Origin of the sequence: Campylobacter vulpis (genome assembly GCF_014217995.1) — a bacterium.
In the GTDB taxonomy this organism is placed as follows: domain Bacteria; phylum Campylobacterota; class Campylobacteria; order Campylobacterales; family Campylobacteraceae; genus Campylobacter_D; species Campylobacter_D vulpis.
In genome coordinates this window covers 639,884-660,178 of the sequence record NZ_CP041617.1, presented here as the reverse complement: position 1 = coordinate 660,178, position 20,295 = coordinate 639,884, and the positions used below count along the sequence as shown (strand labels likewise).

Here is a 20,295-nt window from a genome sequence, read left to right as displayed (position 1 = left end):
ATGAACGAGGCGAACAAAAAAGTTCAAAACAATATGGAAGATTTTCTTGAGGAAGAAGATTTTGGAAAGCTTTTGGATGCTTATGATAAATCCAAAGAAGAGGCGATTTTTGAAGGTAAAATAGTCGCCATTAAAAATGATGAAGTCTATGTCGATATAGGCAAAAAATCAGAAGGCTTGTTAGCTCTAGAAGAAATTCAAGATGACAAAGGAAATTTAACTTTTAATGTAGGCGATAGCATTAAGGTCGCTACTATGGGTTCTCGTGGTGGTAGAGTTGTTGTTTCTCACAAAAAAGCTTTGAGAAAAGAGAAGGTTGTCAAATTTATTAAAAGCTATAATGAAGAAAATGAAAACATCTTTGATGTCAAGGTAATAAGCAAAAACAAAGGTGGGCTTGTCGCGGTTGATAGCGATGATGTAGAATTTTTCATCCCTAAATCTCAATATAGCTTTAAAGACTCCAGTAATCCTGTTGGTAAAAATTTTAAAGTCAAGATTATTAAAGTTGATAAAGAAGAGCAAAGCATTATTGCTTCTAGAAAAAGAGTTTTAGAAGACGAAAGAAAAAAACGCAAAGAAATTATTAACGAAATTTTAGATAAAAATGAACTTATTGAAGGGCTTGTGAAAAAAATTACCACTTATGGTATGTTTGTTGATGTAGGTGGTATAGATGGACTTGTGCATTATAGTGAAATTTCATATAAGGGCCCTGTTAATCCTAGCTCTCTCTACAAAGAAGGCGATAAAGTTCCTGTGAAAATTATCAGCTATGATAAAGATAAAAAACATCTGTCTCTATCGATAAAAGCTGCCTTACCTGATCCTTGGAGTGAGATAAAAGATAGCTTGGAAGTGGGAGATACTATTAAGGTTGTCGTTTCGAACATTGAGCCTTACGGAGCTTTTGTTGATTTAGGCAATGATATTGAAGGCTTTTTGCATATTAGTGAAATTTCTTGGAATAAAAACATAAAAAATCCAAAAGATTATATCAGCAAAGGTGAAGAAATCGATGTTGAAGTTATAGAAATTAACCCAGATGAAAGAAGATTGCGAGTTTCTCTTAGAAATTTACTTTCAAAACCTTTTGATGAATTTAGCAAGATGCATAAAGTAGGCGATATGACTCAAGGGATAATTACCTCCATTACTGCTTTTGGTGCTTTTGTAAAAATTGACAATGTTGAAGGACTTTTGCATAATGAAGATGCCTCTTGGGATAGAAATGACAAATGCAAAGAGCTTTTTAAAATCGGCGATGAAATCAAAGTAAAGATTATCAAAATTGACGAAGATAATCAAAAAATTTCGCTCAGCACAAAAGAATTAAAAAATAGCCCAGTCCAAGAATATGCTAAAACTCATAAAATCGGCGATGTAGTTAAGGGCGTAATTCGAGACATAAAGGATTTTGGAGTATTTGTAGAGCTTAGCGAAAATGTCGATGCATTGATTCACAAGGAAGATATTAATCCAACTATGCTTGAAAGTCTAAAAATCGGCGATGAAATAGAGGCGGCTATTGCTTTTATTGATGAAAAGAAAAATAGAATTCGTCTAAGTGTCAAAAATTTATTGAGACTCAAAGAAAGAGAAGTTTTAAATGAAATTAATAATGATGACAAAATGACTTTAGGCGATATTATTAAAGAACAGCTATCGTAAAGATATGAAAAAATACGCCCTTATAGGCATTTTAAGCGTTTTAACGCTTATTTTGCTTATTGTTGTTTTTATTTTATTGTGGAATTTTAAATCAGACTCGGATTTTTTTCCACAATTTATAAAAGAAAATAATGCTACAAATGCCGTTTTAGATAAAACTAAAACTTGGCAGCAAGAACTTGCAATGTGGCCCGTAAAAGACTTTACTCCAGCAGCGGAACAATTTCGTTTATATTTTGATGCAGATACAAGTGAACTTAAAGAAAAAAATAAATACTATCAACTCATTATCAACAAATACGATATTTACTCTATGTTTTGTTTAAGACAAACGCTTGATTCTTTTAAAGTTAAATACTTTTTACTAAAATCCGTAGAAAGTCCCCAAATTTTCTTAGATACGGACAATCAAAAGCTTATAGAAGAGATTATAAATGAACTTAAAAAATACAAAATTAACACTCAAGCAAAGGAGATTTGGTTATGAAAAAAAAGATTATAGTATGCGATGCCATCTTAGATAAGGGCGTGCAGCTTTTAAGAGAAGCAGAAGATATAGATCTAATCGAAGCAGCTAAAGTGCCTAAAGATAAACTTTTAGATATGCTCGAAGATGTTGAAGTTGCTATTACAAGAAGCTCAACGGATGTCGATGATACATTTCTTAAACACGCTAAAAAACTTAAAGCTCTCGTTCGTGCTGGTGTTGGCGTTGATAATGTCGATATTCCAAACTGCTCCAAACAGGGCGTTATAGTGATGAATGTCCCAACCGCCAACACCATAGCAGCCGTGGAACTCACTATGGCACATCTCATAAGCTCGGCAAGATCCTTTGTAAATGCACATAATTTTCTTAAAATCGAAAGAAAATGGGAAAGAGAAAAATGGTATGGCATAGAATTAAAAGGTAAAACCTTAGGTATTATAGGCTTTGGCAATATAGGCTCAAGAGTTGCCATTCGCGCTAAAGCTTTTGGTATGAAAATTTTAGCTTACGACCCATATATTAGTGCTTCCAAAATCACAGATTTGGGTATGAAGCAAGTAAAACATTTAGATGAAATTCTAACTCAAAGTGATTTTATTACAATTCACACTCCCAAAACAAAAGAAACAAATGGTATGATAGGCAGTAAAGAGATCGCAAAAATGAAAGATAAGATTAGACTAATCAATTGTGCAAGAGGTGGCTTATACACAGAAGACGCCTTATGTGAAGGGCTTAAAAGTGGCAAAATCGCTTGGCTTGGAATTGATGTGTTTGACAAAGAACCAGCCACAAATCACCCCCTTTTAGAATTTGAAAATATCTCCGTTACCTCCCATCTTGGTGCAAATACTTTAGAAAGTCAAGAAAATATCGCCATAGAAGCGTGTGAGCAAGCTTTAAGTGCTGCTAGGGGCGTGGCTTACCCTAACGCTTTAAATTTGCCTATTAAAACGGAAGATTTACCACCCTTTGTTGAGCCTTATATTGAGCTTATATCTAAAATGGCGTTTTTGGCTGTGCAAATTGATAAAAATCCTGTTAAATCCATAAAAATCGAAGCTGAGGGAAATATAAGTGATTACGCAAATTCTATGCTAACCTTCGCAACGGTTGGTGCATTAGGTGGAATTTTGGGAGAGAATATTAATTATGTTAATGCCGAATTTGTTGCCAAAGAAAAAGGTATAGAACTTTCTTGCGAAACTCTACCAAATAGCGGTTATAATAATAAACTTAGCGTAAAAATAGCGACAGACAACTCAAGCATTAGCGTTTCTGGCACAGTTTTTAATGAAAATGAGCAAAGAATAGTAGGACTTAACGGCTTTAAAACAGACTTTAAGCCAAAGGGTAAAATGCTTATCTTTAAAAACAAAGATATTCCGGGAGTTATTTCGAAAATAAGTTCTACACTTGCAAAACAAAATATTAATATAGCGGACTTTAGACTAGGACGAGATGGTTTTGGCTATGCTTTGGCTGTTGTTTTAGTCGATGAAGTAATTTCAAAAGAAGTTTTAGATGAGCTTAATAAGCTTGAGGTTTGCGTCTTTGTTCAATATGTAGAAATTTAATTTATGTGTGTATAACGCACATTTCAAGGACATAAGTGGCACTCATTGATATTATTGAAGCAAGTAAAAAATTTGGCGAAAAAACTATTTTAAACAATGTAAGCTTTAGTGTTAATGAAAATGAAAAAATTGCCATTATAGGTAAAAATGGTGAGGGGAAATCAACCCTACTCAAAACACTTTTAGGCACTCTCAATTTAGATAGCGGTAGGGTTATAAGACAAAATAATAAAAGCATTGCCCTACTTTCACAAAATGTGAATTTTGACAGTAATTTAAGCGTAGAAGAAACGATAAAAATAGGACTTAAAGAAATTTATGAAGCCTTACAAACTTACGAAAAACTACAAAGTGCTTTAGAAAAACACCAAAATAATGCTTTACTCAAAGAAATCGATGCGGTAATTGATTTTATAGAAAGTAAGGACGCTTGGAATATCAATAATAAAATTATGCGTTTTCTTAAGGAGCTAAAGCTAGAAAGCTATAAAAATAGAAGTCTATCCACACTTAGCGGAGGGGAAATTCGTCGCGTTGGACTTTGCATACTTTTGTTGCAAAATCCAGACATTTTACTTCTTGACGAGCCTACCAATCATTTAGATGTTTATATGTGCTCCTTTTTGGAAAATTTGCTAAAAAATTCTAAAATGTGTGTCATTTTTATCTCTCATGATCGTTACTTCATCGATGAAGTAGCACAGAAATGCTTAGAAATAGAAGAAGGAAAAATTCGCATTTTTAAGGGTGGCTATACGCATTATTTGGAGAAAAAAACAGAGCTTTTAGCTTCACTTTCTAAAAGCCACGAAACCCTGCTTAAACAACTTAAAAGCGAAGAAGAGTGGCTAAGAAGAGGTGTAAAAGCGCGTTTAAAACGCAATGAGGGGCGTAAAGAGAGGCTTTTGAAAATGCGAGAACTGGCTAAGAAAAATCCAAGCGAAATAAGAAAGATAAGACTTGAAATAGAAAGAGCAAATTTAAATTTCAATCAAACTCAAAGCACAAACCGCAAAAAAATGCTTTTTGAGCTTAAAAACATTAATTTGAGTTTTGGCGAAAAAAGGCTTTTTTCAAATTTTAATGCAAGAATTTTACAGGGCGAAAGAATAGGAATAGTGGGGCGTAATGGTAGCGGAAAATCAAGCTTTTTAAAACTTCTTTTAGGTGAAATCAAAGCTGATAGTGGGGAGTTTAAAAGAGGAGATTTAAAAATCGGCTATTTTGACCAAGCGAGAAATTGTATCGATGAAAATAAAAGCTTAGTGGAAATTTTTTGCCCAAATGGAGGCGATAGAGTGGAGGTAAAAGGGAAAAATATGCACGTTTTTGGCTATCTTAAAAGCTTTTTATTTCCTAAAGAATATTTAGATAAAAGTGTCGCCTTGTTAAGCGGAGGTGAAAAAAATCGCCTCGCCTTAGCCCTACTTTTCACTAAAGAATATGATATTTTAATTCTTGATGAGCCTACAAATGATCTTGATATAGCGACTATTAATATTTTAGAGGAATATTTGCAAAATTATGAAGGAGCCATTTTGCTTGTAAGCCACGATCGCTATTTTGTCGATAAAATCGCTACAAAAATTTATGCCTTTGAAAATGAAAGTATTAATGTGTTGCATATCCCCTACACACAATACTTAGAAAACGAGCAAGAATTAAAAGAATTTGACGAATTTATAAAATTTGAAGAAAAAAATTCAAATATGAAAGAAAAAACAAGCAAAAAGCTAAGTTATAAAGAAAATGAAATTTTGCAAAAACACCCCGAGAAAATAGAACAATTAGAACGCGAAATTAAAGAGCTTCAAAATGCTCTTTCTAATCCACAAATTTATGAAAGGCTTGGAATTGACAATCTTTACAAACAGCTTGAAGAGGCTCAAAAAATACTAGAAATCTTAGAAAATGAATACTTCCTCGTTTTGGAAAAAAGCGAAAAGGAAGCTTAAGCTCCCCTTTCTTATCAATCCCAGCATTCAGCATTTTTAATGCCAAGTTTTGAAGCGCTAAAACTAGGATCAAGCCCTGCTCTTTTTTGCGTTGTATAATCATTAAGCACTTTTGAAACAATGCCACCTAAAAGCAATAAGGATATAATGTTAGTCGTAGCCATAAATGCCATCGTTAAATCCGCCAAACTCCAAGCGAGTTTTAAGTCCATTTGTGCCCCAATGAAAATCATCGCCACGGCAGTGATTCTAAATAAATTCATTACAAATTTAGAATCTGTGAGATATTTAACATTTGCTTGCGCATAGTAATAATTTCCTATCAAAGAAGTAATCGCAAAAAGCACAATAGCAATACTTACAAAATGAATTCCAAAACTACCATAATACTCTCTCATTGCTTCTTGCACTAAAGGCATAGCAGTAAGCAAAGGCTTTCCATCTGCTCCTACATTAAAATATGCCATAGAAAAAAGCACTAAAAAACCTGAAGCGGTGCAGATAATGAGGTCAATTAAAACGGCAAAAGCTTGAATTATCCCCTGTTTGGCAGGGTGATTTGTAAGTGCAGAGGCAGCAGCATTAGGAGCTGAACCCATACCTGCTTCATTTGAAAAAAGTCCCCTTTTAATCCCTATAACCAAAGCAGAACCTGCAAAACCACCAAAAATCGCTTTAAAATCAAAAGCACTTTCAAAAATAAGACTCAAAACGGAAGGAATTTTCTCCAAATTCATAAATACAGCAATTAAAGAAAGTCCTATATAAGCCAAAGCCATAAAAGGCACGATAACCGAACTTACCTTACCTATTTTAGTGTGATGAGAAAAAAACATCCAAAGACCAAATAAAGCCAAAATCGTCCCTATAATAACAGGCCAAGAACTTTGAGCAAAAGTTTGAGTAGCGTTTGGATTAAACATATTATAATAAATTTCAAAAGAAGAAGTCATCGTTTGACTTTGAAGACCATTAAAGCCATAAGCATAAGTGATAATTAAAATAACAGCAAAAAATGCTCCAAGCCACTTAAGTCCTAATGCTTTTTTTATATAATAAGCAGGACCACCCTTATAGCCTCCTCTTGGATCTTTTGACTTATAAACCTGTGCTAAAGTGCTTTCCGCAAAAGCCGAGGCTCCCCCAAAAAATGCCATAGCCCACATCCAAAATATAGCTCCAGCCCCACCTAAGGTAAGAGCAGTCGCAATCCCTGCGATATTACCTATACCTACCCTTGAAGCCGTTGAAATCATTAGGGCTTGAAAAGGCGAAATGTGCTCCTTAGTGCGTCCGTCATTTTTTTCCGTTAAAATGCTAAAAACTGAACCTAGCATTCTAAATTGCACGAAGCCTGTCAAAAAGCTATAATAAATCCCGCACACAATTAAAATGACAACCATCATTGTGTCAGTATAAGGGATAATATGCGTTGCACTTGATAAAAAATCAAGCAAAGGCTTTAAAAACTCCATTAAAACTCCTTAAATAAAGATAAAGGTAATTTTAACATTAAACTAACAAAAAATAGCTTATTCCTTAAAGTTTATTTCTTTAAATGTGTAAATTTGAAACTATTTAAAACAATCAAAATTCTGTCTTAAAGCCTCGTAAGAAACTATCCCAACACTAGTAGCCAAATTTAAACTTCTACCATAAGGCTTCATAGGTATGGTTATTTGATGTGCTTCATTAAGTTTCATCAGCTCATTTGGCAATCCAAAACTCTCACTTCCAAAAAATAAAAAATCCCCCTCCCTAAATTTCACGCTAAAATAAGGCTTTTTACTTTTAGTTGTCGCAAAGAAAAAACGCTCTTTATATTGTAAATTACATTTTAAAAATTCCTCTAAATTCTCCCAAATCATAGGTTCAAGTTTTTTCCAGTAGTCAAGTCCCGCCCTTTTTACCGCTTTTTCACTCAAATCAAAAACGCAAGGCTTAATAATATGAAGTTTAAAGCCCGCATTAAAGCACATTCTACCTATGCTACCTGTATTTTGAGGAATTCTAGGATGAACTAGGACAATATGGAACATTAAATAAGCACTCTTTTAATATTGGCATTAAGCTTCACTAAAATTTCATAATTTATAGTGTGAAAAAAATCAGCCCACAAATTCGCATCGTCAAGCACACAAATTTCCTCTCCACTATCTTCACAAGAAAAGCTATCCATAGACATCTTGCCCAACATTTTCTTGCCATTTGCAAGTCTTAAATGACCCCTGCCATCGTAACGAAAAAGTCCATCTGCATAACCCAAATCATAAGTGGCTATTTTAAGTGGCTCGTTTGCTATATAAGCTCCACCATAACCTACACTTTGCCCCTTTTCAAGCACTCTTGAACTTAATTTATGGGCGTAAAGTTTTAGAACTTTTTTAAGTCTATCATCTCCTCCATAACCAAACTGCACAAGTCCCACTCTACACATTTCATCTTGCGACATTTTTCCCCTAAAAAGTGCGGAAGAATTGAAAGAATGAAAAATTAAAGTTTCTTGTGTAAAATTTTTAATAATCTTTTTAGCTTTTTGAAAATTGTGTCTTTGCGTAAAATAACTAGCGTCAAATTCATCAGCCGACATAAAATGCGTAAAGGCACCTTCTAAATTCAAATAGCGAAGCTCTTTTAAAAAAGCTTCTAAACTATTTAAGTTTATACCATTTCTATGCATATTTGTGTCTATTTTAAGGTGAATGCGTGTATTTTTTTTAAATTTTGTAAAACTTGAAGGATCGTTTAAAGCATAGATAAAATTAAGACTTTCATTTCCTGTGGGTCTATGCGAAAGGATTAATATGTTATCGAAATATTTTTCTAATAAATATGCCTCATTTTCATCTTTTACAGCTACAAAATTTACTCCACAAGCTTTAGCTACAGGAGCTAAGAGCTTAATCCCATGTCCATAGGCATTATCCTTCAAAACACAAATAAGCTTATCATAGCCACCAGCTCTAGTGGCTATGGAAGAAAGATTATATTTATAAGCATTTGAATCTAATGTAATTAAAGACATTATTGTTCTGCTAAAATTTTCATTCTACCTTTTTTATCAAGCTTAACATAAAGAACTTTATTTCCCTTAAATTGATAATTTTTTGTATAATAATCCTCATAAAAAGAAATTCTATACATTTTTTCATCTTTCAAGTTTGGATAAGGACTAATATTAATATTAGAAAATTTGATAATCTTATGCTCTTTTCTCGCAAAAATAATTTTTTTCATTGAAGCAAATTGCGAAAAACTACTTTTATCAAAACGTCTAAAATCCTTTTCGTCATAAAAAGCTAAATACGCATTAACATCACTCACAGTCCAAGCATATTTCCAAGCAAATAAATCAGCCATTATCGAAGCAATTTCTTCTTTTTTAGCTTTAACCTTATCTTTTTCTTCTGTTAAAACATAGACTTTTTTACCTGCTACAACCTTAGCAAAATCTTCCAATTTATCATTAAATAAAGCAATGCAACCTCTTGTTTTAAATTCATCTAATCTCGTCCCATCAAGAGGATAGCCGTGTATCCAAATACCTCCACCCGTCTTATCTTGTACCTTGTCGAGCAAATTTGGATAACTCGTTGCGAAAGCGAAAGGTCCATAATATTGATCTCCGGGGCTAAATTTCATTCCAAGCTCGTAAAAGCCTATAGGCGTCTTTAAGTCTCCCTCTTTTTCCTTATCGCCCATAAGCCCTGTAATAACTTCCTTTTGCTCAAATTCCTCTTTAATCTTACCATTTGTGTAGGAAAAAACTTTTAAGATCTTATCATTTTTGTTTGTTTTGACTATCATAACATCTCTATCATAATAGCCAAGGCTTAAATTTTTGTCTCCTAATTCTTTAAGCCAAAAATCTTTATTTCCAAGCTCTTTTTCTATCGCGACACCTACAGCATCTAAGCCATTGTTTAAATATATTTTTACCAAATCAGAGGCACACAAACTTGATAAAAAAGCCATAAAAATTAGCAAAAATTTCAAGATATTTCCTTAAAAATTTAATTTCAAAAGTGAAATTATAATATTTTTTTCTTAAAAAATATTAATGATTTACGACAAAATAAAGCTTTTTTGTTATACTTTATATTAAAACATAATTGTATTTGGAGATGACAATGTTAAACAAAAAAATTTTTATTTTAAGTCTTCTTAGTTTGAGCTTAAGTGCCACAGAAATGGAAATTAATAATGCTTACATTAAGCAAACTCCACCAAATTCGAAAAATACAGCCATTTTTCTTACTCTTACCAACAAAAGCGAAAAAGAAATCGCACTTATTGATGCAAAAAGCGATTTAAGCGAAAAAATAGAGCTTCATACGCATATTCATAAAGACAAAAAAATGTCTATGATACAAATTCCCAAAATTACAATCAGCCCTAATTCCACTACCGAATTAAAACCGGGTTCTTTTCATATTATGCTCTTTGATTTAAAAAATCCCGTAAATGCCGAAACTAAAGCAAATTTAACGCTTTATTTTGATAATAATACTAGCTTAAAAATCGAGCAAATTCCATCTAAAAAGCTCTAAATTTTGAAAAAATTTTTTTTTATTTTTAGTCTTGCATTTATTTTGCTAGGATTTTATCTTTATCTTAAGTTTGATTTTGATAAAGATAAAAATTTTACCGATACTAACGCCTCTTTATCTTGTGATTTAAATATTAAAGATTGTGTTTTTGATTTCAAGGGTAAAAAAATCAACATTTTTTTAAATCCAAAACCCTTACAAGCTATGCAAGAGCTTGATTTAAAAATAGAAAATTTAGACTTTTATGAAAATTTAAGCCTTAAAATTTATGGTTTAAATATGTTTATGGGAGAAATAAAACCGCGTCTTATTTACAAAAATTCTCACTACGAAGCTAAAATTCTCTTAAGCGTATGCACACTTGATACTATGCGTTATAGAGCGGAATTTTTTAAAGATGACAAGCCTTTGGGTTTTCATTTTGACTTTGAGTTAAGACGATGAAAAAGATTATTTTTATTTTAACCCTTTGCTTTATTTTGGGATTTGGTTATTTTTTTTATCCTAGTCAAAATTATGATTTTTCCCTGCAATCAAGCTCTTCGCATCACACAAGTTTGAAAGATTTTAGAGGTAAAAAACTAATTGTATATTTTGGTTACACTTTTTGTCCGGACATTTGCCCCGGCACACTTTCTTTGCTTTCTTTGACCCTAGATAAAATAAAAAATAAACCTCATCTTCTTTTTATTAGCCTTGATATAAAGCGAGATAAAGACCCTGTCAAACTTGAAGAGTGGCTTAAATATTTTTACCCAAATTCTACCGCTCTCATTGCTAAAGATGAAAAAAGTTTGAAAAAGCTAACAAAAAACTATGGAGTTTTATATGAAGAAATTGACCTTAAGGACTCTTTTATGCAGTATTCTATCGCTCATAGCAACGAGCTTTACCTCTTTGACGAAAAGGGACATTTTAAAGGCTCCATAAATGACTTAAGTCAAAAGGAACTTTTAAGAACTTTAAGTGAATTTTTAGAAGAATAAAAATGTAGAAAACAAGTAAGCTAAGGCTGAAAATTCAGCCTTATAATTATTTTTTCTTTTTTCCAGCTTTAGCAGCAACTACTTCTTTAAGATTTTTACCTACCTTAAATTTAGCAACTCTAGTCGCAGGAACTTTAATTGTCTTACCTGTGCTTGGCACTCTAGCTTCTCTAGCAGCTCTTTCAGTGGTTGAAAATGTTCCAAAACCAATAAAACTAATGCTATCACCCTTAGCCAAAACTTCAGTAATGGTAGAGATTACCGCATCTGTTGCAGCACCTGCATCTTTTTTTGTAAGCCCAGCATTTTGAGCAACCTGTGAAATGAAATCTGCCTTAGTCATTTAAGACTCCTTTTAAATTGATTTAAAACGCCTAATTCTAGCACACTTTAAACAAAATAGCAAGAAAAAAGGCTATTTTTGGGCTTTTATCTTCATTTTTCATCATTTTTTCTAGTGTAGCGTTCAAATTCTCCACTTTCATCAAGCTCATTGCCGATTTTTTCATAAAGAGTATGATAGAATTCCACAAATTCTCTGCATTCATTATGCTTAGGTAAAAAAACCTCATTTTCCAAAACGCAAAAAATGTCTAAAAATTCTTTAGCATCAAGTCTAAGTGCATAATGCTTAGCTAAGGTGTGGTAAGTTTGCAAACAAAGCTTTTTAAAATTTTCATAAGCTTCAAGATTAAAATTAACTCCTAGTTTTCCTTTTTTAAATTCTAAAACTCCACTTTCAAACAACAAGCAAAGATGAATAAGTCCTTCCGTGTAATAAGCTTTCACTTCTTCAACCCTCTGCCACGCTATAAGTCCCACGGCTCTTTTAATAAGCTCGTGAAAAACGGGCATTTTAAGCTCTTCTTCCTCGTGATAGAAAAAATTCACAAGCCCTCCACAAGTAGCCTTATACTCTTCGATATTTTTGAAAAATCCACTTTGATTCATCAATTTTTCACTATCTTTTGCGATAAAAAAGATATGTCCAAACTCGTGTCCTATGGTTGAAATTTCATAAATTCTTTTCCAAAGCTTTTCATTATAAAATAAAATATCGCGCCCATAAGTTAAAAATTCCCTATCAAAAATTTCACTTGCTATTTTCATAAAGGGCTTTGTTTTGCTATTTTCATACACAAAATTTAAAAAAGCAAAGATTTTTTTACCTGCTTTTGAACTGACAAATTCATCGTTTGGCACAACTTGTGCTGAAAAAAGCCCCTTTAACTCCGCCCCATAATAAATCATCGGCAGACAAATATAAAGTTGAGTTTTATCTATATTTTCACATACTTCCTTTTTTAAATCTTCATCTTCAATGCCAATATTTTCATATATTTTTAAGAAAGTTTTTTTAATATTTTTTGTAAATTTTTGCTCATCAAAAACACTAGTATCACTTAATCTAATGTCCCATTCTAATGCTACTGCGTGCGTGTATTGATCCTCATAATACTCAAGAGGATGTCCTACTTGTAAAGGGGATTTAACTTTCATCCAAGCAAACTCAGCTTCTTGCCACGCAGAAATAACCCTTTCGTCCTCCTTCTCACAAAAAGCATTTTTAAGCTTTTCAAAATACTCTATATAAGCAAATTCTTCTTCATTTTGTGCCAAAGGACGCAATTTTTCAATCATATTTTCAAAGGCAAATTCTAAACGCAAAATTTCATTTTCAAAAAATCTAGCATAAGGGACAAAACGCCACAAAGAGCCTATTTTAACGATAACCCCATAACTTCTTTCGCAAATTTTACCAAAATTATCCACTTGATAAAGTTTATTTTTACGCAAAAACTCAAGTGCATCTTCTAAATTTGAAAAGCTTGATTTAAGCATTTTATTATTTTTTTCTATAATTTCTTTCGTCCAAACAAGCTCAAAGTTATTTATCACAAGTCCTACACTATGAACGCCCTCAATTAAAGTTTGATAAAAATCATTTAAAAGCTTTTTTTCTCTCACTTCTCCTATCAATTCTTTATGCTCTCGCTCGTAAAATTTTCTTACCTCTTCGTAAAGAGAGTGTTTAATGAGCGTGATTTTCTCTTCTTTAACGCCCCTTTTTTCTAATTCTTTTACCAAATTTTCTTCTTTTAAATCAACCAAACGCCGTAAAATCACCAACAAAGCAGTTTTTTCATATTCTAAACCGCTATTTTTTAAAAGCCTTTCTAAAAATTTGTTTTTTTCTTTACTTTCTAAAAAATGATAAAGCTCATTAATTTTATCCCTACGCTTTTTAGCAAGTTTTGCGACTTCTTTAAAATTATTCATCAAATTCTCCTTAAAGCCATTAACTTTTTTAATTATAATTTTCTTTTTAAAACAAGGAGTAATTATATGAAAGATATGGGGGAACCGAAACTTAAAATAGTCGCTATGCCAAGCGATACCAATCCAGATGGTAATATTTTTGGCGGATGGATTTTATCGCAAATCGACTTAGCAGGGGCGATTACGGCTAGAGAGCTTTCTCCTGAGCGTGTTGTAACGATTTCTATGGATAAGGTGATTTTTAAAGAGCCTGTTTATGTGGGCGACATACTTTCTTGCTATGCTAAGATAGAAAAGGTTGGTAATACTTCCATAGGTGTTAAAATCGAAGTTGTCGTGCAAAGGGTTGATGACTTAGGCTGCACTTCTTGCATTAATGTAACTTCCGCTTTTGCGACTTACATTAGCGTGGATAAAAGAGGTAGAAAAAAGCCTATAAGCAAAGAACTTAAAAAAATTCACGGCTTTTTGGCTGAATATATTGTCTAGCAAAACCTTTGCTCTAAATTTTATCAGCACTTATTTAAGCCACCCTGATTGTATTTTTTATCAAGGCATTCTTTAAAAAATTCCCCTCTACTTTTGGGCGGAATTTCGGGGTGATTCTCCCTCATATGTTCTAAATACTTGTCATAACTTGAAAGCCCCACTAAGGGGTGAAAAAACCTCTCGGCTTTTTCGTAATAAAACTTGATTTTTTTAAACAATTTGTTTATTATCAAGCTTTATATAAGGGCTTTCTTTGAGTGGAATTCTTATCTTACCAAAGCAAATTCCCGCACAAGAGATGATGACAAGTAAGGTTGTTATCATAAAGAACACACATAATATGGCATTTAAAATATTTGCAAATTTCGCCTGAGTGGCGACAGAAATATCTTTTTGAATTTTCGCTTTTTCTGCCTCATCACTTATAGTTGCTAACTTAGCTTCTAAAGTAGTGATTTTATCACTTTGAATTTTTGCTGTGGCGACATGACTTACGGCATTACGCACCTTATTACCCTCTTCATAAGGTAGGATTTTTTGAATACCACCATAAAGTGTAGCGATTAAAACAAAGGTCGCTGGCACAAGGGTTACCCAAGTATATTTTGCTTTGCCCATTTTAACTAAAATCGCCGTTACTAAAAGTAAAGCCATACCCGCTAACATTTGATTACTCACGCCAAATAAAGGCCAGAGTGTGTAAATTCCGCCCTTAGGATCAATGGCTCCTTGATAGAGAAAATAACCCCACCCAGCCACACTCAAAGCAGTTGCAAAAATCCCCGCTGGTATGCTGTGGATATTTCCTAAAGGCTTATAAACATTACCCAAAATATCTTGCACCATAAAACGACACGCTCTAGTGCCAGCATCAACAGCTGTTAAGATAAATAAAGCCTCAAATAAAATGGCAAAGTGATACCAAAACGCCATTAAATCCACCCCACTAAATAGCTCGTGCAAAATCAAAGCTACACCGATAGCAAAGGTCGGTGCACCACCTGTTCTTGAAAGTATAGTTTCCTCACCTATGCTTTTTGTAAGAGAAATAATCTCTTCAGGACTCACACTAAAACCCCAGCTAGAAATAGTCGCCGCAACACCAGCTACATCAGTGCCTATTAAAGTACTCGAAGAATTGATAGCAAAATAAATTCCCGGATGTAAAATACAAGCACAAATCAAAGCCATTATAGCCACAGCACTCTCCATAAGCATAGAGCCATAGCCCACTGCTAAAGCGTGTGTTTCGTTTTCTAGCATTTTAGGTGTTGTGCCACTTGAAATCAAAGCGTGAAAGCCACTAATCGCCCCGCACGCAATGGTAATAAATAAGAAAGGAAAGATAGCTCCAGCAAAAACAGGTCCCGTTCCGTCAAAATACTGCGTATTTGCCTTAGGCATTTGCAAATCCGGAGCGACTATCACAATAGCCACAGCCATTAGCACGATAACGCCGATTTTCAAAAAGGTAGAAAGATAATCCCTAGGCGCTAACAAAAACCACACAGGTAAAACAGCCGCCACAAAACCATAAATCATCATCACAATAGCCAAGGTCGGTGCATCAAGGGTGAAAAATTCTTTCCAATACACATCAGCAGTTACAACACTACCATAATGAATAGATAAAATCAAAAGCACAAAACCTATGATAGAAGCCTCTCCCACTCTACCCGGACGCAAAAATCTCATATAAATTCCCATAAAAATCGCAATAGGAATTGTCATCGCAATGGTAAATAAACCCCAAGGAGACTCCGCTAAAGCCTTGACAACAACCATAGCCAAAATGGCAATAATAATAAGCATAATGCCAAAAATCGCCACCATAGCCACACCACCTGTGAAATTTCCCATCTCATCTTTAATCATCTCTCCTAAAGAGCGACCATTACGCCTTGTAGAGATGAAAAGCACGACAAAATCATGCACAGCACCCGCCAAAACACCACCGACTAAAATCCAAAGCATAGAAGGCAAATAGCCCATTTGAGCGGCTAAAATAGGACCGACCAAAGGACCAGCCCCTGCAATGGCGGCAAAATGATGTCCAAATAAAACAATCTTATTTGTAGGGACAAAGTCGCGTCCGTCATTTTGCGTCAAAGCTGGAGTCGCACGACTTTTATCAAGCTCTAAGACCTTATAAGCTACAAAGCGACCGTAAAATCTATATCCTATCATATAAATACACACCGCCGCAACGATCAAATAAATCGCAGAGACACTTTCGCCGTTTTGTAAAGCCAAATAGCCAAAACACACAGCGCCAAGAGCCGCCACGAAAAGCCATAAAATTTTTGTGCCAAGAGAATTCATAGCTATCCTTTCAAACTTAAAATGCTTTATAATAGCAAAAAAGACTAAAAAACAATCGATAAAAATCAAAACTTAAAAATAAAGTAACAAAAAGTAACAAATTTACGCATACAATCATTTCAATTTGTAAAGAAAAAAGGTTATAATTTTGAAAAAATAAGGAAAAAAATGCAAATTTATAAACAAGCTTGTGGGGCTTATGAGACAAATTGTTACATTTTAAGCACAAAAAAAGGCGAATTTATCATTGATCCGGGTGTGGGAGCTTTAAAATTTGTAAAAGAAAATGCTAAAAATCCTTTAGCTATACTTAACACTCACGGACATTTTGACCACATTTGGGACAATGTGGCAATAAAAAAGGAATTTAATATCCCTCTTTATATCCATAAAAATGATGCCTTTTTTTTAGAAGATCCCTTTAATCAGGGTTTTGAAAAGCATAAAGCCGATGTTTTGATTGAAAATAAAGAGGCTCTAGAGCTTTTTGATAGCGTTTTTAAATTCCACTTTCTCCCCGGTCATACACCGGGCTGCTGTATGATAGAAGTTGTGGGAGAAGGCGTGATGTTTAGTGGGGATTTTTTATTTTATAGAAGTATAGGGCGATGGGATTTTCCCTATTCTAACGCTCTTTTAATGAAACAAAGTTTAGAAAAAATTTTAACTTATAAAGAAAACTACACGCTTTTGCCCGGACACGGCGTAAAAACGACACTTAAAGAAGAACAAGAGCATTTGCCAACTTGGCTAAGGTATTTTTAATGGATACTTTGCTGATTTATTATTTTGCATTTTTGATTATTTTTGGACTTTTAGGCTTGAAATTTCAAAAAAAAGCCAAAACGAACGATAAAAAATTCTACCGCCTCTGCCCTTGTAAGAAAATGGCTGAAAATGGCTCTTTAAGTATGATTTGTATGTATAGTGCTATGGGAGGCTTTTTATATAGTGCGACTTCTTTAAGCTTTATAGGTTTTAGTAACTTAAAACTCGATGCACTTTTCGTGCTTTCTTTGCTTTGTGCTTATGTGGGCTGGAGGCTTAAAGGGGAGTGATTTTAAGCTCGTATTTATCTTTTGTATCTTTAAAATGATAAATTTTATCATCGCTTGGAAAGCTAAGGGATTTCTCCTCCCTTTGAAAGTCTTTTCCCTCAAGCTTTTCTAAAATGAGTGGCAATTCTTTTTTAAACACTCTTTCATTTGAAATTCCATCGTGCTTTAAACCCCTTATGAGCTTACCATCAATATCATTTTTATCTTTTACTAAATGCAAACTCGCATCAAAACCTAAATCCACATAAGTCTTATAAAGCCTTTCTTTCTCATCGGCGGTTTTAAACTCATCTTTTTGCGAGTGATAGCTTACAAAAATGCAGTCCTTACTAAGCTCACTTTGAATTTGCAAGTGTTTTAATTCTAAAAGATTTCTTATGCTAAATGCAGCTTTGCTAAAATTATGTGGTGTCCAAAAACTTTTTGTATGACAAGATATTTCTAAATGCTGGGTGTAAAAATAAAACTCCCCCTCCGCCGTTCGCATAAACATTTGCTTTCTTGGTAAAACCGCACAAGCGACATCAATCACGCCTTGCGTATAATGCGGAGCGATTTTAGCGATTAAATGAGCGATTTGTGAGCCGTAACACCCACCTGCATAAATGATGGGTAGCTTACCCCCCCCCCCCGTGAGTTTTAAATAAATGCTTAAGGGCATTAATGTGATCAAGTGCTGGCATTAAAAGATAGTTTTGATACTCATCATTTGTCGGCAAAATAGTATAACTTAGTCCTTTTAAAAAAGCATTTTGCGTATAAAGTCCTGCTTCTTTTTGCTTTTTCATCATATCTTCAAGTAAGAAATAATAGGCATTATGTGGCAAATTTGAATGATAGGGCAAATTTAATTTTGCAAGGACTTTTTTGATATTTTCAACATCTTCTTTTTCTATGCTATATTTAGCACTATAAGCTTCCTCGCTTGAAACACGGCAACAAAAGCCGTGATAAAAAACATTCATCGCCAAAACACCAAAACGCAAAGCAAATTGACGCCTTGTAAAATCAAGCATCCTAGTATCCGCACTAGAGCCAAAGCCTCCTACTATAACAAAAATCGCCCTTATGGGCTTGGTTTCATCATAGCTAATGCGATATTCTAGCTTTGAACTTCTTTTGATATTAAGCTCCACATCATCACAAGAATCAATAAAAAAACTTCTATCTATCATAATACTCAATTTCTAGTTTCATCTTATGATTTTTCTCACTAAAATGATAAATCAAATCATAGCAAGTATAACTGACGCTTTTTTCACGGGACTTTTTCTTTTGCTTTTTGATTTTTTCTAAAAGCGGCGGGAATTCTTTATTAATCAAGGCTTTAAAAGGAATTCCTAGTCCGTGTTCTAAATTTTTAATAAATTTACCATCAATCTCGCTTTCATCTTGTATCAAATGCAAATGTGCGTCAAATTTAAGCTTTTTTAAAAGCTCAAAAAGCTCGACTTTTTCAGTATAAGGGGCTAAAAAAGTGTCATTTTTAGAATGATAACTTACAAAGATAATATGATTAAATTTGGCTAAAGTTTCTAGGTGCGTAGGATTAAGGATATATCTTATATCACTTCTTGATTGTGAAAAGAAATAAGCAGAGTGTGCATCAAGAGTCCAAAAAGTCTTATCACTCAGCAAAAAATGCACATCGCCTATCCTAGCACCACAACCACAATATGTTTTAAAATCAAGCTCCTTGCCAAAGCCTATCATTCTCCACGAAAATAGCCCAGAGCCTGAATTATCAATCACACCATCAATAAGCCAAGGCGCTATCTTAGCACACATTAACGCCAAATATCCTCCATAAGAACCCCCTGATACCACAACACGCAAACTCCCCCCCCTGTCTTAAAGGGCGGATTTTTCTTAAGATGTAAAATGGCATTGATAATATCCATAGCAGGCATAATGCCCCAGTTTTGATACTCATCATTTAAAGGATCTAAACTGCAATGCATAATCGCCGCATAATCTTGCTTTAAATCACCTTTTGACTTTTTATAGGCTATGTGGATATTAAGTTTTTCTAAAATTTTTTCAGGGGAATTTGTTTGAAAAATTTCCTCATCTAAAGCGATATTAAGGCTTTCACAAAGCTCATACATAATCTTTTTATCAAGCTCGTCAAAATAAGGCTTCGCACCTGTTTGAGGGCGGTTATGAATTCCAAAATAATTTGGACTAATGATAGCAGCATTATACTTTTTAGCTAGGCTTTGCATAATAATCTTTAAAAAAGAATTATTCGCATCATCTCCCGTGCCTTGTATCAGCACCAAAATCGCCTCAATCTCCTTTTCATCATCATAACTTAGCTTAAATTCCAACTTAGATTTTCTTTTAATGCCAAGCTCTACATCATCGGTTGAATTGATTTTAAGACTTTTGAAAACTATCATCTCGTGCCTAACAATAAATAGGTTTTATTTGCCAAAGCCTTAAAGCTCTCACTCTTACTTAAAGCCACGCAAGCTTTATTTTGAGAGAGGCTTGTAAAATCGGCATTATTTAAAACACTCTCATCAGCTCCATTTGCCACCGCTTTAATGGCATTTTTGACATTATCATTGCTAGAAATTCCCATCAAAACAAAACTGGCTCCTTGCACGAAGACAAATTCCACACACCTTTCATCTTCTCCTACCTTAAACGCCACATCGCTCAAATTACGCGACAAATCCACTTCCTCTATACCGCTAACATTGCTAAGAAGTTTAGTATTTGCAAGTTTGTCATTTTTAAGAGCGTAAATGCTTACATCGTTGATGAAAGTTCTAAGATTATTTAAAGCCTTGCTAAGCTCCGCCTCATCTTTACTAGAGCTGAGTTTTGGTAGGGCAATGGCTGCTAAAATTCCAAGTATTATAATCACAAAAACAAGTTCTAAAATCGTAAAAGCCTTATTCATCATTTC

The 20,295-nt window shown here is 33.8% G+C and carries 23 protein-coding genes; 10 read left to right on the top strand and 13 right to left on the bottom strand.

The genetic code is table 11. The features are described from left to right. The 4 genes from CVULP_RS03310 to abc-f are packed head-to-tail and all read left to right on the top strand — an operon-like array spanning position 1 to position 5,693. On the top strand, positions 1-1,671 hold the full coding sequence (locus CVULP_RS03310) for a 30S ribosomal protein S1 (protein ID WP_099462504.1): 1,671 nt from the start codon (positions 1-3) through the stop codon (positions 1,669-1,671). A gap of 4 nt (positions 1,672-1,675) precedes the next feature. After that, positions 1,676-2,158 carry a hypothetical protein gene (locus tag CVULP_RS03305; RefSeq protein WP_099507071.1) on the top strand — a complete coding sequence of 161 codons (483 nt, stop codon included), beginning with the start codon at positions 1,676-1,678 and terminating at the stop codon, positions 2,156-2,158. Continuing rightward, the gene (gene serA / locus CVULP_RS03300; RefSeq protein WP_099462501.1) at positions 2,155-3,738 is read left to right on the top strand and encodes a phosphoglycerate dehydrogenase; all 1,584 of its coding nucleotides are present in this window, start codon (positions 2,155-2,157) and stop codon (positions 3,736-3,738) included. The genes CVULP_RS03305 and serA overlap by 4 nt, the downstream gene beginning before the upstream one ends. A 35-nt stretch (positions 3,739-3,773) precedes the next feature. Beyond that, a complete protein-coding gene (gene abc-f / locus CVULP_RS03295) occupies positions 3,774-5,693 on the top strand; it encodes a ribosomal protection-like ABC-F family protein (protein ID WP_099462499.1) in 1,920 nt (639 codons plus the stop codon). A 14-nt stretch (positions 5,694-5,707) separates the two neighbouring features. On the opposite strand, the gene CVULP_RS03290 is transcribed toward abc-f, so the two are convergent. From CVULP_RS03290 to pgp2, 4 genes are all read right to left on the bottom strand, one after another. Continuing rightward, positions 5,708-7,168 (bottom strand): alanine/glycine:cation symporter family protein, encoded by a 1,461-nt coding sequence (locus CVULP_RS03290; protein ID WP_099462497.1) that lies wholly within the window; start codon positions 7,166-7,168, stop codon positions 5,708-5,710. Between the two features lie 99 nt (positions 7,169-7,267). Then, positions 7,268-7,732 carry a tRNA (cytidine(34)-2'-O)-methyltransferase gene (locus CVULP_RS03285; protein WP_099462495.1) on the bottom strand — a complete coding sequence of 155 codons (465 nt, stop codon included), beginning with the start codon at positions 7,730-7,732 and terminating at the stop codon, positions 7,268-7,270. Beyond that, positions 7,732-8,718, bottom strand: coding sequence for an alanine racemase (locus CVULP_RS03280; RefSeq protein WP_099507072.1), 987 nt, complete (start codon positions 8,716-8,718; stop codon positions 7,732-7,734). The genes CVULP_RS03285 and CVULP_RS03280 overlap by 1 nt, the downstream gene beginning before the upstream one ends. Further along, the gene (gene pgp2, locus CVULP_RS03275; RefSeq protein WP_215728779.1) at positions 8,718-9,668 is read right to left on the bottom strand and encodes a cell shape-determining L,D-carboxypeptidase Pgp2; all 951 of its coding nucleotides are present in this window, start codon (positions 9,666-9,668) and stop codon (positions 8,718-8,720) included. Before pgp2 ends, CVULP_RS03280 begins: the two co-directional genes overlap by 1 nt. 155 nt (positions 9,669-9,823) lie before the next feature. Between pgp2 and CVULP_RS03270 the strand changes: the two genes are divergently transcribed. From CVULP_RS03270 to CVULP_RS03260, 3 genes are read left to right on the top strand one after another with little or no spacing between them, the layout of a single operon-like run. Beyond that, positions 9,824-10,243, top strand: coding sequence for a copper chaperone PCu(A)C (locus CVULP_RS03270; protein WP_099507074.1), 420 nt, complete (start codon positions 9,824-9,826; stop codon positions 10,241-10,243). Positions 10,244-10,246: 3 nt separating this feature from the next. Continuing rightward, a complete protein-coding gene (locus CVULP_RS03265) occupies positions 10,247-10,687 on the top strand; it encodes a hypothetical protein (RefSeq protein ID WP_099507075.1) in 441 nt (146 codons plus the stop codon). Further along, positions 10,684-11,229, top strand: coding sequence for an SCO family protein (locus tag CVULP_RS03260; protein ID WP_099507076.1), 546 nt, complete (start codon positions 10,684-10,686; stop codon positions 11,227-11,229). Before CVULP_RS03265 ends, CVULP_RS03260 begins: the two co-directional genes overlap by 4 nt. A gap of 46 nt (positions 11,230-11,275) precedes the next feature. Here the strand turns inward: CVULP_RS03260 and CVULP_RS03255 are convergent, their stop codons facing one another. Together CVULP_RS03255 and ciaB are read right to left on the bottom strand one after the other, a co-directional pair. Beyond that, the gene (locus tag CVULP_RS03255; RefSeq protein ID WP_099462218.1) at positions 11,276-11,572 is read right to left on the bottom strand and encodes an HU family DNA-binding protein; all 297 of its coding nucleotides are present in this window, start codon (positions 11,570-11,572) and stop codon (positions 11,276-11,278) included. 92 nt (positions 11,573-11,664) lie between these two features. Then, a complete protein-coding gene (ciaB, locus tag CVULP_RS03250; protein WP_099507077.1) occupies positions 11,665-13,509 on the bottom strand; it encodes an invasion protein CiaB in 1,845 nt (614 codons plus the stop codon). Positions 13,510-13,575: 66 nt separating this feature from the next. Between ciaB and CVULP_RS03245 the strand changes: the two genes are divergently transcribed. Then, entirely contained in the window at positions 13,576-13,998 is a 423-nt protein-coding gene (locus CVULP_RS03245; protein WP_099507078.1) for an acyl-CoA thioesterase, read from the top strand. Positions 13,999-14,021: 23 nt separating this feature from the next. Here CVULP_RS03245 and kcuS read toward each other — a convergent pair whose 3' ends face one another. Then, complete coding sequence (gene kcuS, locus CVULP_RS03240) at positions 14,022-14,231, bottom strand: KCU-star family selenoprotein (protein WP_245821642.1); 210 nt, start codon at positions 14,229-14,231, stop codon at positions 14,022-14,024. Further along, positions 14,209-16,320, bottom strand: a complete 2,112-nt coding sequence (locus CVULP_RS03235; protein WP_099507079.1) for a carbon starvation CstA family protein — start codon at positions 16,318-16,320, stop codon at positions 14,209-14,211. Before CVULP_RS03235 ends, kcuS begins: the two co-directional genes overlap by 23 nt. Positions 16,321-16,488: 168 nt before the next feature. On the opposite strand from CVULP_RS03235, the gene CVULP_RS03230 reads away from it, so the two are divergent. Beyond that, positions 16,489-17,085 (top strand): MBL fold metallo-hydrolase, encoded by a 597-nt coding sequence (locus tag CVULP_RS03230; protein ID WP_099507080.1) that lies wholly within the window; start codon positions 16,489-16,491, stop codon positions 17,083-17,085. Next, positions 17,085-17,378 (top strand): hypothetical protein, encoded by a 294-nt coding sequence (locus CVULP_RS03225; RefSeq protein ID WP_099507081.1) that lies wholly within the window; start codon positions 17,085-17,087, stop codon positions 17,376-17,378. The genes CVULP_RS03230 and CVULP_RS03225 overlap by 1 nt, the downstream gene beginning before the upstream one ends. Here CVULP_RS03225 and CVULP_RS03220 read toward each other — a convergent pair. The 5 genes from CVULP_RS03220 to CVULP_RS03200 are packed head-to-tail and all read right to left on the bottom strand — an operon-like array spanning position 17,365 to position 20,289. Further along, entirely contained in the window at positions 17,365-18,039 is a 675-nt protein-coding gene (locus CVULP_RS03220; RefSeq protein ID WP_265415688.1) for a DUF2920 family protein, read from the bottom strand. The two genes, CVULP_RS03225 and CVULP_RS03220, sit on opposite strands and share 14 nt — an antisense overlap. Further along, positions 17,996-18,553: a DUF2920 family protein gene (locus tag CVULP_RS03215; RefSeq protein ID WP_265415687.1), complete on the bottom strand. Its 558-nt coding sequence runs from the start codon at positions 18,551-18,553 to the stop codon at positions 17,996-17,998. The genes CVULP_RS03220 and CVULP_RS03215 overlap by 44 nt, the downstream gene beginning before the upstream one ends. Then, complete coding sequence (locus CVULP_RS03210) at positions 18,543-19,205, bottom strand: DUF2920 family protein (protein ID WP_265575627.1); 663 nt, start codon at positions 19,203-19,205, stop codon at positions 18,543-18,545. The genes CVULP_RS03215 and CVULP_RS03210 overlap by 11 nt, the downstream gene beginning before the upstream one ends. After that, positions 19,166-19,780, bottom strand: coding sequence for a DUF2920 family protein (locus CVULP_RS03205; RefSeq protein WP_265575625.1), 615 nt, complete (start codon positions 19,778-19,780; stop codon positions 19,166-19,168). Before CVULP_RS03205 ends, CVULP_RS03210 begins: the two co-directional genes overlap by 40 nt. Then, positions 19,777-20,289: a prepilin-type N-terminal cleavage/methylation domain-containing protein gene (locus tag CVULP_RS03200; RefSeq protein WP_099462239.1), complete on the bottom strand. Its 513-nt coding sequence runs from the start codon at positions 20,287-20,289 to the stop codon at positions 19,777-19,779. Before CVULP_RS03200 ends, CVULP_RS03205 begins: the two co-directional genes overlap by 4 nt. Positions 20,290-20,295 lie beyond the last annotated feature (6 nt).